11 protein-coding genes are annotated in these 12756 nt (G+C 33.4%); 4 read left to right on the top strand and 7 right to left on the bottom strand.

The features are described from left to right. Nucleotides 1-609: 609 nt before the first annotated feature. The 4 genes from WA340_RS12920 to WA340_RS12905 form a co-directional block, all read right to left on the bottom strand. The gene (locus WA340_RS12920) at nt 610-1446 is read right to left on the bottom strand and encodes a DUF932 domain-containing protein (RefSeq protein WP_336129393.1); all 837 of its coding nucleotides are present in this window, start codon (nt 1444-1446) and stop codon (nt 610-612) included. A 17-nt stretch (nt 1447-1463) separates the two neighbouring features. Continuing rightward, nucleotides 1464-1625 (bottom strand): hypothetical protein, encoded by a 162-nt coding sequence (locus WA340_RS12915; RefSeq protein WP_336129392.1) that lies wholly within the window; start codon nt 1623-1625, stop codon nt 1464-1466. 261 nt (nt 1626-1886) lie between these two features. Beyond that, nucleotides 1887-2417: a hypothetical protein gene (locus tag WA340_RS12910; protein WP_336129391.1), complete on the bottom strand. Its 531-nt coding sequence runs from the start codon at nt 2415-2417 to the stop codon at nt 1887-1889. Nucleotides 2418-2441: 24 nt separating this feature from the next. Continuing rightward, nucleotides 2442-3674 (bottom strand): ParB/RepB/Spo0J family partition protein, encoded by a 1233-nt coding sequence (locus WA340_RS12905; protein ID WP_336129390.1) that lies wholly within the window; start codon nt 3672-3674, stop codon nt 2442-2444. Nucleotides 3675-4090: 416 nt separating this feature from the next. Between WA340_RS12905 and WA340_RS12900 the strand changes: the two genes are divergently transcribed. From WA340_RS12900 to WA340_RS12885, 4 genes are read left to right on the top strand one after another with little or no spacing between them, the layout of a single operon-like run. After that, nucleotides 4091-4453 carry a fructose 1,6-bisphosphatase gene (locus WA340_RS12900; RefSeq protein WP_166966828.1) on the top strand — a complete coding sequence of 121 codons (363 nt, stop codon included), beginning with the start codon at nt 4091-4093 and terminating at the stop codon, nt 4451-4453. A 23-nt stretch (nt 4454-4476) separates the two neighbouring features. Further along, a complete protein-coding gene (locus WA340_RS12895) occupies nt 4477-5292 on the top strand; it encodes a cell envelope biogenesis protein OmpA (protein WP_166966826.1) in 816 nt (271 codons plus the stop codon). Then, nucleotides 5279-5767, top strand: a complete 489-nt coding sequence (locus WA340_RS12890; RefSeq protein ID WP_166966824.1) for a Rab family GTPase — start codon at nt 5279-5281, stop codon at nt 5765-5767. The genes WA340_RS12895 and WA340_RS12890 overlap by 14 nt, the downstream gene beginning before the upstream one ends. 10 nt (nt 5768-5777) lie before the next feature. Further along, a complete protein-coding gene (locus WA340_RS12885; RefSeq protein WP_336129389.1) occupies nt 5778-7289 on the top strand; it encodes an ATP-binding response regulator in 1512 nt (503 codons plus the stop codon). A gap of 133 nt (nt 7290-7422) precedes the next feature. Here WA340_RS12885 and WA340_RS12880 read toward each other — a convergent pair whose 3' ends face one another. From WA340_RS12880 to WA340_RS12870, 3 genes are all read right to left on the bottom strand, one after another. Further along, nucleotides 7423-9453, bottom strand: a complete 2031-nt coding sequence (locus WA340_RS12880; RefSeq protein WP_336129388.1) for an OmpA family protein — start codon at nt 9451-9453, stop codon at nt 7423-7425. A gap of 11 nt (nt 9454-9464) precedes the next feature. Then, nucleotides 9465-10382 (bottom strand): PorP/SprF family type IX secretion system membrane protein, encoded by a 918-nt coding sequence (locus tag WA340_RS12875; RefSeq protein ID WP_336129387.1) that lies wholly within the window; start codon nt 10380-10382, stop codon nt 9465-9467. 46 nt (nt 10383-10428) lie between these two features. Then, the coding region (locus WA340_RS12870) for a gliding motility-associated C-terminal domain-containing protein (protein ID WP_336129386.1) at nt 10429-12756 on the bottom strand (2328 nt) is incomplete at its 5' end.

Here is a 12756-nt window from a genome sequence, read left to right as displayed (position 1 = left end):
TTTCAAGGAAGTAGAAACCTTATTTTTCACTAAAACTTGTATAGTCTTGACAAGTTCCATAAGGGCATTAGCAATTCTTTTAAATCCTGTTACGATTTGAGCGTACCGACAGTTAAGCGAAATGAGTGGCTGGATTTGAATTAGAATTGGTTATGTCGTGCCTGTTTTTCGACGACCCGAAAAACAACAAAGGCTTTATCCATTATAAACCCCTTAAAATGTGTAAGACAGCGGTTTGGTTTTTAAGGATTTTCGAGTGAGGGCTCAAGAAGACCGCGTCGAAAATCCTGTTAAGAAAACCGAAGTGATGCTTTCCGTTGAGATAGCGGACTTAATTCACAATTTTGGCTCTGGAATGTAGCCCTTCGACTGCGCTCAGGACAAGTTTACCTTCCCAGAGCATCGGGAAGGATTAACGGAATGGAAAGCTGAAATTGGGGATTGTGTCCAAGATGTTTGTAGTGAAGCTCTTTTCCCAAAATGAAGTGGTTGCCTGCTTTTTTCAGCAGGCAGGCGTCGTATGTAGGGGAATGTGCTGAGCGGTATTGATGGCAGGGATTTGCAACAGTAGAAAATCCAGTTTTAGGTACTGGACAAACCTTTATTTATCTATGCCATAGCATAGACTTCATCAAACAGCTTTTTATCCAACCGTTCTTGTTGGCCGAAGCTTTTCTTCAATACATTATGAAGTACAGAATTGATTGCATTGTAGCCCAGCCAAAGATTAGGCTCTTCATTGAGCAACAAAGCCTCGTAGTTCAATATCTCAATGACTTCACGGGACTTTTTTGAAGGGTCACTGTTCTTGTCGCTACACTCGTATCTAAAAAGTTTTGTTTTGTCGAGAATGGCTTTCACAAACTCTTGTGTGTCGATAATTTTAAATTCCTTCATCTTATCGAATTTCTTCGTAATGGTATAGAATTCATTGTCCAGAAACTTATCGAAAAGATTATTTAGTCTCGGCATTATAAGATGTGTATTGTTCTTACTGTGCTTAATCGAAAACTCAATTTCTGCCTGAGAAACGTGCAAACCGTTGGAACATACTTTTCGGTAAAACCCGAAGTGACCAGAGGTCTTTTCACTACCGTCATAAGAGTTTTTAAACCGAAGCATCGGCAGTATCAAATCCTCTTTATTTTTTACAGAAAACTGACTCTTATCGTCAATAATGAAATCTGTAATGAACGACCTGTCATTTTTGTTGATGGTGCGCTTGTGGAAGTTCAGTTGTGCATCGGTCAGCATTTCTTCGGCTTTCTTGAAGAACAATTGGTTCGGAATGTGGCCATAGCTGTTCGATACCACATTGACGATTTTACCGTTTGAGATGATGGCATTTTCAAGCCCTCTTCGGGATTCCATCTGTGTCAGACTTTTTAAGGATTTCATTTCTGATGGAACAAAGATTTCATCCCGTTGCAAATTTTGTAAATACATAGCTTTTGAATTTTAGGTTAAACATTTTGTAATAGCAGAGAGTAGTACATCGGATGCTTTTCTCTGTAATAAGCCAAATGGCTTTCTGCACTTTCAATGGTGTAATTTTCTTTACTTGACTGATAATGTATTTCAGCCTCTTGTGGCGGAATTTTAGGTTTTTCAGATATTCGTTTCATAATGATATATTTTGATTAAACAATATTCGAGCAGTACCCAAACGGAAGCTAAAATCTCAGCTCAAAAGGAAACGGAATAAATAAGCGTAGGGTGCATCGATGGCTTTATGCCGTAGTCTTTTGATGGGTGTATTTTACGAGTTTACCTTTGCGCTAATTATTGATTGATAACCCCTTCCTGTTAAATGCGTTTTTTTAGGAACTATCATAAAAAAGAAAAAGGGCCAGCACGAATGCCGACCCTTCTTCAAACAACAAAAGCTAATCGCTGAGTTCCTGAATTTTCTTTTCAAGAACTGTGATGCGCTCTTTCAAACGTGCCTCACGCTTGTCTCGTTTTTCAACATATTCCTTCTCAATGCTGGCAATCTTGGATTTGTAATATCCCTGCATCGCATTGTAGAATGAAATATTCGTTAGGTTATTCACGTGATTGCTTTCGCCGAAATGCACTTGCTTCGTGAGTATATACCGTATCAGCTTGTGAAATATTTCCTTTTTGAACTTCTTCTTGAAATTCTCTACTATTTCAACTTTGGTCATCTTGGACGTATCGCCTAACAATTTTGAAAAGTGTTTCTGTTGGCTCATATAGTCCACATTGTTCTCAAAAAGTGATATTGAGAATGCCACCATTTCGTCTGTTGAAAGTGTCTTTTTGGTATTAATGTATTTAGTCTCACGAATCATTTGAACCACTTCCTCGAACTGTTTGTTGTTCTCAATGTGCTTCTTGCGGATTTCCCTTTCTTTGATTTTAACGATTTGTTCCTCAGGTGTACAATCTGCCATTTTCCTATTGACCAATGGCGCTGACTACTCAGTTGACTCATCTTTTGATTTCTCGATTATCTTGACGAAGACAGTTTTGTGTTGGTACGTGTCCGGATGGAACACGGTACCGTTTACAAATCCATTATCAGTTGCTGAATTGTAATTTTTCAATTCGTCTTCGTAATTCTGTATCGCTTCTTCCAATTCTGCCTTCAGTTCATCTTCGGAATAATCGTAATGTTGATATTCTATTTTGATGGCCTCTATTGTCGGCTTGGTAGGTTCTTCGATTATTTCTACATCATCCAGCAGATAGACCTTCAAGCCACTTTTTCCCAACTGTGAAATAATGAGCTGATTGTTTTCGTCATCTGCCCAATACTGTCGTATTTCAGGAATCAGTAGGATATTCTCTTTCTTGGATTTTTCAATCAAGTTTAAGAACGACTTGCTTTTCTTTGTCTCGAAACAAGCTGATTTTGTGCAGACCATTTTACCCTCGCCGAACAGATTACCTTGATTTGCCGCATTGAATGGACACTCAAAACAAGACCCTGCTTTCGGTACCAACTTCTTATCCTTTACATCAAAAGATGCTTTTTCCAAGTCGTAGGTCTGGTCTTTAATCATCCTGTTTATCTGATGTGTGTTAAAATCTTCGCCCATCGTTTCCAACATCATTTGTTGTTCTTCTGGTGCAAAAAGTGCGACACCAACACCTAACGAAATGGTCATTTCGCCATTGCGGACGAAGTGCTTAAAGCCATCTATTAGACCTGCTAATTTTAAACGCTGTCTTACAAAGTTGTCGGTTCTTCCTAATCGTTTCGCAATTTCTGTGGGCGTATATTTCTCGCTTAGGTAAGCAATGGCCTCAGCTTCTTCGGTAGGCTCAACATCCTGTCGTTGTAGATTTTCGATAATCTGAACTTCCAGAACATCATTGTTCTCATAAGTCCTAACGATACAGGGTATGGTCTTTTTTCCTGCCAGCTTGCTTGCACGATATCGGCGTTCGCCCATCACAATGATGTAATGGCCATTTAATTGCCTTACCGTAATTGGCTGCAATACACCGTGCTCTTCGATACTCTCAGAAAGTTGCTGTAACGCATCCTCGTTAAAAGTCTTTCTTGGTTGTTCTGGGTCAGCCTTGATGTTGCCCAATTGTAAGTTCTGAATTTGAAGTACGGATGATTTCTTTCCATTCACTTCTTTTCTGGCAGTTGCTTTTGCTCTACTGCGCTTCTTTGTGGTACTCGCTTTTGTTGTCATAATACTCAAATTTTTGATTAAACAATATTTGAGCAGAAACCAAACGGAAGATAAAATCTTGGCTCAAAAGGAAACGGAATAAATGAGTAGTGGAAGAAGCATTGGCTTTATGCCGTAGTCTTTTGATGGAAGTATTTTGCGAGTTTACCTTTGTACCAATATTGATATAGATGCCTCTTCCTCTCTTAATCGGAAATGAAGTATGAATCTAAAAACTCTTTATTTGTTTTTAGATGTTGTCGAAAAACCTCCCTTAAAGGCATCAGGGCAATCTTTATTTATAACTGCAAAGTCATTTAATAAATTTAGTTAACTATCTATAATACTGCCCCAGAACTTATTAATTTTAATTAACATTATACTCGTTTAATTTAAAATTTAACATATTTTTGCATATCTTATAATCTCCTCAATTGATGGCAAAACAAGCAACAAAAGAAGTTAAGGATAATCTTAATGGTAATACTTTGAATGTATCATCCAAAATCGATGCTATAAAAGAGCTTATTTTTGGCGAAAATATTCAAGCATATAATTCTGAATTTGAAGCTGTAAAAGCTGATATTCTTGCTAAGAAAAAAGAATTACAGCACCTTATTGATGATGTTAAATCAGAACTCATGCAGAGTATTGACTCTCTTAGCACAGATGTAAATATTAGAATAACAGACCTTGAAGACTCTTTAAATGATAAAATAGAATCTCTTGATGATACTAAAGTAAATAGAACTTTGCTAAGTAATCTTTTTATTAAGCTAGGGGAAAAAATTGGCGAATAAAGCAGACTTTCTTTAACTTATGTATGAATCAAGATGAAAAATTAAATATCATTAAAGATATTCTACTCACTGATGAGCGTGAATTCTCATACTCTATTGAGAGGAAAATCAAAATTCTTGAAAACACCATAAATAAGCAAAAAAATCTTGCTCAAAAAATTAATCCAATAATAAGTAATCGATTGGATGAATTTGTTACTGAAATTCCAAACACACTTGGTCCAACAATTACTGAAGCTTTAAAAGAAGAAATAAAAAACTCACAAGATGCTGTTGTTGAAGCATTGTATCCAATTTTAGGAAAAATGGTAAAGCGATTTGTGCAGCACGAAATGAAATTATTGTCTGAAAAAATTAATAATCAACTTAATAGTACATTTTCTTTTAAGCGATTCTTTAGAAAAGCATCTAAAAAAACAAGTGTAAATGATGCAGATTTAATTATACAAGGGCATTCAAATACAAAAATTGAGCAAATCATAATCATAGAAAAAGGTTCAGGGCTTGTACTTGCCGAATATTCGAAAAACAAAACCGCTGATGAAGATATGGTTGCCGGCATGCTTACAGCTATTAAAAGTTTTATTGAAGATGCTTTTAAAAAAGAACAACAAGATTTGCAATATATTGAGTATGACCTTTATCATATACATCTTCAAAATTTTTCGTCATATTATATAGCAGTGATTGTTTCGGGAGCTTACAATGTGATATTCAAAGATAAATTAGAAGATAAACTTTTAGCATTTGCTAGCAAAAAAATAAATTCTGAAATCCTTAGAAATAAAGTATCGTTAACAACAAAAATTAAAGCTTACTTTAAAAATGACAGCATCTAAAAAAATTGTTTTATTAGGACATTTTGGAGTTGGTAAATCTTCATTAATTAGACGTTTTGTTGAAAATACTTTTTCTGAATCTTATAAAGTTACTATTGGAGTTCATATCTCAAAAAAGGGCGTTCAAATTTCAGATGAAAAAAAAATATCGCTAATCATTTGGGATTTAGAAGGGTATGACGACATTAAAAAAACCCGATCTTCATATCTATTAGGCTCAAATGCTTTTATCTATGTTTTTGATTTATCGAGACCTGCAACATTTAAAAACCTGAATGAAGAAGTTAAATTCTTAAACCAAAGCCACCCAAATGTTCCTGTTAAAGTTGTTGGCAATAAAGTAGATTTGGTAAATAAAGCATATTTAAATGACTACAGCGACGTTTTTGAACCTTTAGTCGATTATTTTGTAAGTGCTAAAACTGGTAAAAAAGTTGACAAACTTTTTTATAAATTAGCCGTAGACCTACAATAATGTTGATAAAATGCTCGATGCTTATAAAAAGAAATATCACACAAATAATTTTCAGTACATACTAGTTGAGACTTCAGGAAAGGTTATTGAAACTGATAATGATATTATTAGTTTAACCAAAGATGATTTGATACAAAATGTTCATCCTTTTTTTGAATCATGTATTAATCTGTTAAGAATTAAAAATGAGAATCTAACTTTTTCTTGTGTTAATTTAAATTTTGAAAAAAAAACAATCATTGCTGATGTACAATTCTCAACAAATTTTAATAACAAAAGAGTTATTGTAATAGAAAATCTTACTAAGCATTATAATAACTATCAATTAACTGCGCAAACTAGAAATGAATCAATTATTAACTCACAGATTATTGAGTTAAAAAACAGTTATTTAAAAGAAAAAGAGCAATTTAAAAATAACTTTATAGCCAATTTTAGTCATCAATTAAGAAATCCAATTACAGCATCGGCTATATTTAGTAGGTTTCTAAGGGACACAAACCTAAATGCTGAACAAAAAAACTATATAGATGTCATTTTATCTGCCAATTCAGATTTAAAACATAGAATTGATGATATTTTGGAAATTGCAAAAATAGAATCTGGAAAACTCATTCTAAAAGAAAAAGTTTTTAGTTTAAAGGTTTTACTTAACACCATTTTTTCAGGTTTTAAAATCTTAGCTTTAAAAAAAGAAATTGACTTTGATATGTACCTTGATGAAAAGCTTCCTGAATATCTTAAAGGTGATCAATACAGGTTGAAACAAATTATAGGAAACTTATTAAATAATGCTTTAAACTTCACTCCTAAAGGTTCTATAAAATTACATGTTTCACTAAATTTTATAAGAGCTCATAAAGCAAATTTACATATAGAAGTAAGTGATACAGGGATTGGAATAGCAAAAGAACACCAAGCCATAATTTTTGATAGGTTTTTTAAAATAGAATCTGAAATCCAGAACACTAAACGAATTGGTCTTGGACTTTATATTGTAAAGTATTTAGTATCTGAAATGAACGGGAATTTAAAAATTGAAAGCCATTTAAACCAAGGTACAAAGTTTATTTGCAACCTAAGTTTAAGATTACCAAGAGCTTGGGAAATTGAACCAATAAACAATAATAAAAAGTATCCTGAATTAGATGGCAAGAAACATATATTGCTCATTGAAGATTCAGAATTAATTCAGATATCAATATTAAAAATCCTATCTGCCAATGGTAATTTTTATTTAGATATTATCTCTAATGGCGAAGATTTAATACCTACGGTAACTAACAAAAAGGTTGACTTGATATTAGTTTCTAATACAATACAACACCATACTCCCGAGGCTCTTGCTAAATCGATTAGACGTATCTCTAAAGAATATAAAAAACTTCCAATACTAGCATTATCTTCGCAAGTATTTAAAGAAGATATTAAACGTTTAAAAAAGAATGGTATAAATGATGTTATCTCAAAACCATTTAATAAAGAAAATCTTCTAGATAAAATATACAAATATGTAAAATAGAAAAGTGAACCTACTAAGTTCACTTTTCTTACCACCATTAATCATGATACAAAAACAATTAACCTAACCATCATCTAACTTTATCATAACTCTTGGCTTACCATCAACCAATTTAAAAACACTTAAATTTTTATTACATTTTTACAATTATAAACTCTGATCTTCTATTCCTTTGGTGCTCAGTTTCAGAACATGAAACACCATTTGAACATTTGTTTATTAATTGAGTTTCACCAAATCCTTTAGCACTTTTTATTCGATTAGCATCTATGCCTTGTGAAATAATATAATCTCTTGTAGCCTTAGCTCTACTATCAGATAAATTTAAGTTATATTCATCAGATCCTCTAGAGTCAGTATGCGATTCTATTTTAATAACCATATTGGGATATTCATGCATTAGCAAGACAATTTTATTTAATTCAATAGCAGCGTCATTTAGTCTTATATTAGACTTATCTAAATCAAAATAAATAATACCTATTTTTATTTTCAACAAACCATCTTCTTCTACAATTAGCTCATTTAAGGTTTCCATACCAAGAGCCACAACAGTTTCTCCAGACTCATCTAATGTAAGTACGGATTTTTCTCTTGGACTATATCCTGTTTTAGAAGCTTTAATCTCGTATTTTGTTGAACAATCTAATGTGGTGTTAAATTTAAATGCGCCACTAATGTCTGTACTCGTAGTTTCTATTGTATTACCATTTTCATTTATCAATGCTATGGTTACATTTGATATTCGTTCTCCTGTTATTGTGTTGGAAACATAACCTCTAATTTCTTGGTTACAAGGAGGCTGCTCTGGTTCTGGCAAACGAACAAAAGAGTAGATATCATCATCTCCTTTTCCATTAGGTCTATTTGAGGACACAAAACCTCTATTTTCTTTTTCTTTTACAATAAATCCAAAATCATCCAGCTCACTATTTAATGGTGCCCCCAAATTTTTGGGAGATTGAAATACATTATCCTCTATTTTGCTTTCATAAACATCTAAACCTCCAAGTCCCAAATGTCCATCTGAAGCAAAGTAAAGTGCATCATCCGTTATGTATGGAAACATTTCCCGTCCAGCTGTATTTACTTTTTCACCTAAATTTCTAGGTTTTGAATAGCCAGTGAATGTGCTATCTTTTTGATTGCTAGTATTGTTTTCTAATATATCAACAACAAAAATATCAGTTGCGCCAATGGAACCAGGCATATCTGAAACAAAATACAAATGCTTACCATCACTGCTTACTGTTGGATGCCCAACTGAATAATCTTCACTATTAAACGGTAATTCTTTAACATTTTGCCAAGTCAACAAACTATCATTATTTTTTCGTAATTCTGCACTATAAAGTTTTAAATGGTTAGTTCCTTTATCATCTCTATGCAAATTACCATCATAGTTGTTTCTGGTAAAATACACCTTTTTCTGATCTGGAGAAAAAGCTAAAGTGGCCTCATGATATCTTGTTTTTAAATTATTAGAAAACACACCAATTTCTTTTATATCAGATTCAGTTTCATTTAAATTACCAATATACATATCCAAAAATGGTTGCTCATTCCAATGGTATATTCTAGTGTGGTAATTTGAAGAATCTTTGGCTGATGAATAAACCAATTTATCTTTATAATACATTGATCCAAAATCTGAATTTTTTGTATTAATTGATACATTTTTGAGTATATACCTAGGTTCAATATTTAAAATATCTTCTATGGTAATCTCTTTCTGATTTAAATTATCAGACCTATCATCTGTATTTAATGTTCTCTTAGAAAATTCTTTCATCCATCGTTTAGCTTCTCTAAATTTGCCAATTCCTTCAAGGGATAAAGCATACCTAAAAATATATTCACTTTCTACTTTAGAATAGTAGTTTGAAATTAAAATGTCATAAAAACGGTTGGCGTTTTTCATGTCTGTATTAAAAAAATAAGCATCTCCAGCTCTTTTTAAAATCCTCTCATATTCATCATTTGAACTATTAACAGAAAAAGTGTCATTTTTTTTATCAAGCTTTTTTATTTCATATTCGTATAAAGTTGCTGCCTCTTTATACCACATTCTATCAAATAAACGATCTGCTCTTTCAGTAGAACTCTTTTGCGCATATGAGAAAACCGTAGCGCATAACATTAATATTGTAACTGTATTTTTCATTTGGCTTAAGTTTAGAAGAATCGTGGGGATTTTAATTGTTTTTCTTTAGATCTTAATTCAAAACGCAACATAATTTCATGTGTGCCAGAATTAAAATTTCTTAATTTCGTTGTCGTTGCATCATATGAATAACCAATCATCAGTTTTGGACCAACTTGTAATCCTATTAATCCGCTTACAGAATCATCCCAACGATAAGCAACGCCTAATCTTAAAGAATCATAAAACATAAAGTTGGCTGAAAGATCTATTATTATTGGCGCACCAGTTACAAATTTTCCTAAAAACGCAGGTTTGAATTTCACGGTTGGGCTTAAATCAAAAACTCTTCCTCCAATTAAAAAGAAGTGAAGTCTTTCGGCAGCAACTGCATTTTGAATACCATCATAGTACTCACTAGTTAAGAAATTTGGCACTGAAAGTCCTATATAACTTCTTTCGCCATGCAAGTAAATTCCTGCTCCAATGGTTGGAAGAAATTTATTTTCAATATTGTTTTGAAAAACGTTTTCATCTTCCTGATAAGAACCTCGAGTCCAATCTATATTTAGCATCCTTCCGCCGCCTTTTAATCCAAAAGATAATCTTCTATTATCTGAAAGTTTAATGGTATATGAAAAGTTTGCGTCCAAATAAAATTCATCTGAAGGTCCTAATCGATCATTAATTATTGAAACTCCTAATCCAACATTTTTTCCAACAGGAGAATCTATACTGAAGGATTGGGTTGTAGGCGCTCCATCAAGACCAACCCACTGTGTTCTATGTAATCCAGTAAAAGTTAAATGACCTCTGGATCCAGCATAAGCCGAGTTTACATTCAATGTGTTGAACATATAATCTGTATATTGAGGATCTTGCTGACCATAACTTACTAGTGTAGTCAATAACACTAATGAGTAAATTATTGTTTTATTTTTTAAGTTCATTTTATAAAATTTATGTTTGAGGTAAAATCAAATTTATCATTATTAATTATCTAACTAAATATAGCCATCCTGCTTTTCTTTCAGAACCGTCACCTAGGTCAAGAATATAATAGTAGGTTCCTACAGGAAGTTTTTCGTTTTTATTAAAAACCGACCTTCCATTTGATACACCATTAAATGTATTATCATAACCTTCTTTGCTATAAACTAGATTACCCCATCGGTTATAAATTTCCAATGTGTTATTAGGATAATTGTTTATACAGTCTATATAGAAATACTCGTTTTTTCCATTACCATTTGGTGAGAATTCATTATAAATCTTTAAGCATGAGGGATCAATAGTAGCATCGCCCACATCGTTTCCTCCATCAGAATCAATTTGATCTAAGAATTGAAGTGATGCAATATTTAAATAGTCATTAATATCTAAAACAATAACAGTAATTTGCAACATTTCAGTTTCACCTGCATTAACAGTTGGTATCTGCCATATTCCATTTCCATCGTTATAAGTTCCAGAAGTTGCACTGTAAGAAACAAACTGATAACCAGATGGAAGAATATCTAATATCTCAACTGATGATGCATTTATTCCACCCAAATTGGTAGCTGAAATAGTAAATACAATTTCATCTGCAATATTAGGGTTTGCGTTATCTACCACTTTAGTAACTTCGATATCTGTTGTTGGCGTATTAATTGATGCATTATCTTCATCATCTTCACTTTGATTACCATCATCATTATTTGGGTCACTATTTGGATCAAATTGGTCACTTGCAGTAATTTGAGCAACATTCATATATTCTCCTTCTTCAAGCGTAGGCATATTAACTGTAGCTTCATATGTTAATGTTAAGCCTGTTAATGGTACATTTAGATTTGTCCAATCTATAACATTACTAAATAATATACCTCCATTAGTTATATTCGAAATATTACTATAACCAATTGGCAAAATATCTTGAACTGCAACTCCTGTGGCTTCATCTGCTCCAGCATTATTTATTTGAATTGTAAAGACCACAGTATCTCCTACATTTGCATTCACATCACTTACAGATTTTATTAAGCTTAAATCTGCTGTTTCTGTCATAATCAATATACCATCTTCATCATCTTCACTTTGGTCACCATCATCATTATTTGGATCACTGTTTGGATCCATTACATCACTTGCAGTAACTTGAGCCGAATTAAAATATTCTCCTGAAGTTCCAGTTGGGGCGTTTACGAGTACATCAATAAATAATGTTTGAGAGCCTCCGCTAGGTATTGTACCTATAGTCCATAATCCAGTAACCTCATTATAAACACCAGAAGTTGCACTAAATAAGATGAAGTCGAATCCAGCTGGTAGTAAATCTACTACCTCTACTCCTGTTGCAGCATCAGGTCCAGCGTTGGTAACTGTAATTTGGAATGTAATTTCATCACCTACGTTTGGCATAATATCATTATCTACTACAGTTTTTGCAAGTGATAAATCTGCCATGGCATCAACTGGTGTTACAATTGCGCTATCCTCATCATCTTCACTTTGGTCACCATCGTCATTATCTGGTGTAGAATCTACATCCAATACATCTGATGCTGTTACTTCTGCTATGTTCAAATAATCTCCTGATGCATTTACTAGCACATCTATAAGTAATGTTTCTGACTCTCCATTGGCAATGCTTCCAATATTCCACAGACCTGTCGTTTCATCATATGTGCCTGATGTAGAACTAAACAATACAAAATCATATCCTGATGGCAGAAGATCTGTTACAGCAACTCCCGTAGCATCTTGTGGACCATCATTTGTAACCGTTATTTCGAAAGTAATTTCAGTGCCTACCAAAGGCATAGTATCTCCATCCACTACAGTTTTTATTAGTGATAAATCTGCCATGGCATCAACCGGTGTTACAATTGCGCTATCCTCATCATCTTCACTTTGGTCACCATCGTCATTATCTGGTGTAGAATCTACATCCAATACATCTGATGCTGTTACTTCTGCTATGTTCAAATAATCTCCTGATGCATTTACTAGCACATCTATAAGTAATGTTTCTGACTCTCCATTGGCAATGCTTCCAATATTCCACAGACCTGTCGTTTCATCATATGTGCCTGATGTAGAACTAAACAATACAAAATCATATCCTGATGGTAATAAATCTGTCACTTCAACACCTGTAGCATCATTTGGACCGTCATTGGTTACCGTTATTTGGAACGTAATCTCTGACCCAACTAATGGCATCGTATCGCCATCTACTACAGTCTTGCTCAATGATAAATCTGCCTGTGCTGGCATGATTGTGATGGTGTCCTCATCGTCATCATCGCCATTACCATCGCCATCTTCATCTACGGTATC

It is taken from the genome of Mesoflavibacter sp. CH_XMU1422-2 (assembly GCF_037029245.1).
In the GTDB taxonomy this organism is placed as follows: domain Bacteria; phylum Bacteroidota; class Bacteroidia; order Flavobacteriales; family Flavobacteriaceae; genus Mesoflavibacter; species Mesoflavibacter zeaxanthinifaciens.
The sequence above is the reverse complement of the archived record's forward strand: the minus strand, read 5'-3'. Positions and strand labels throughout refer to the sequence as shown.

Excerpts from the sequence above, each read along its gene's own strand:
- WA340_RS12920 (WP_336129393.1), bottom strand. The coding sequence starts at position 1,446 with ATGTATTTACAAAATTTGCAACGGGATGAAATCTTTGTTCCATCAGAA.
- WA340_RS12915 (WP_336129392.1), bottom strand. The coding sequence starts at position 1,625 with ATGAAACGAATATCTGAAAAACCTAAAATTCCGCCACAAGAGGCTGAA.
- WA340_RS12910 (WP_336129391.1), bottom strand. The coding sequence starts at position 2,417 with ATGGCAGATTGTACACCTGAGGAACAAATCGTTAAAATCAAAGAAAGG.
- WA340_RS12905 (WP_336129390.1), bottom strand. The coding sequence starts at position 3,674 with ATGACAACAAAAGCGAGTACCACAAAGAAGCGCAGTAGAGCAAAAGCA.
- WA340_RS12900 (WP_166966828.1), top strand. The coding sequence starts at position 4,091 with ATGGCAAAACAAGCAACAAAAGAAGTTAAGGATAATCTTAATGGTAAT.
- WA340_RS12895 (WP_166966826.1), top strand. The coding sequence starts at position 4,477 with ATGAATCAAGATGAAAAATTAAATATCATTAAAGATATTCTACTCACT.
- WA340_RS12890 (WP_166966824.1), top strand. The coding sequence starts at position 5,279 with ATGACAGCATCTAAAAAAATTGTTTTATTAGGACATTTTGGAGTTGGT.
- WA340_RS12885 (WP_336129389.1), top strand. The coding sequence starts at position 5,778 with ATGCTCGATGCTTATAAAAAGAAATATCACACAAATAATTTTCAGTAC.
- WA340_RS12880 (WP_336129388.1), bottom strand. The coding sequence starts at position 9,453 with ATGAAAAATACAGTTACAATATTAATGTTATGCGCTACGGTTTTCTCA.
- WA340_RS12875 (WP_336129387.1), bottom strand. The coding sequence starts at position 10,382 with ATGAACTTAAAAAATAAAACAATAATTTACTCATTAGTGTTATTGACT.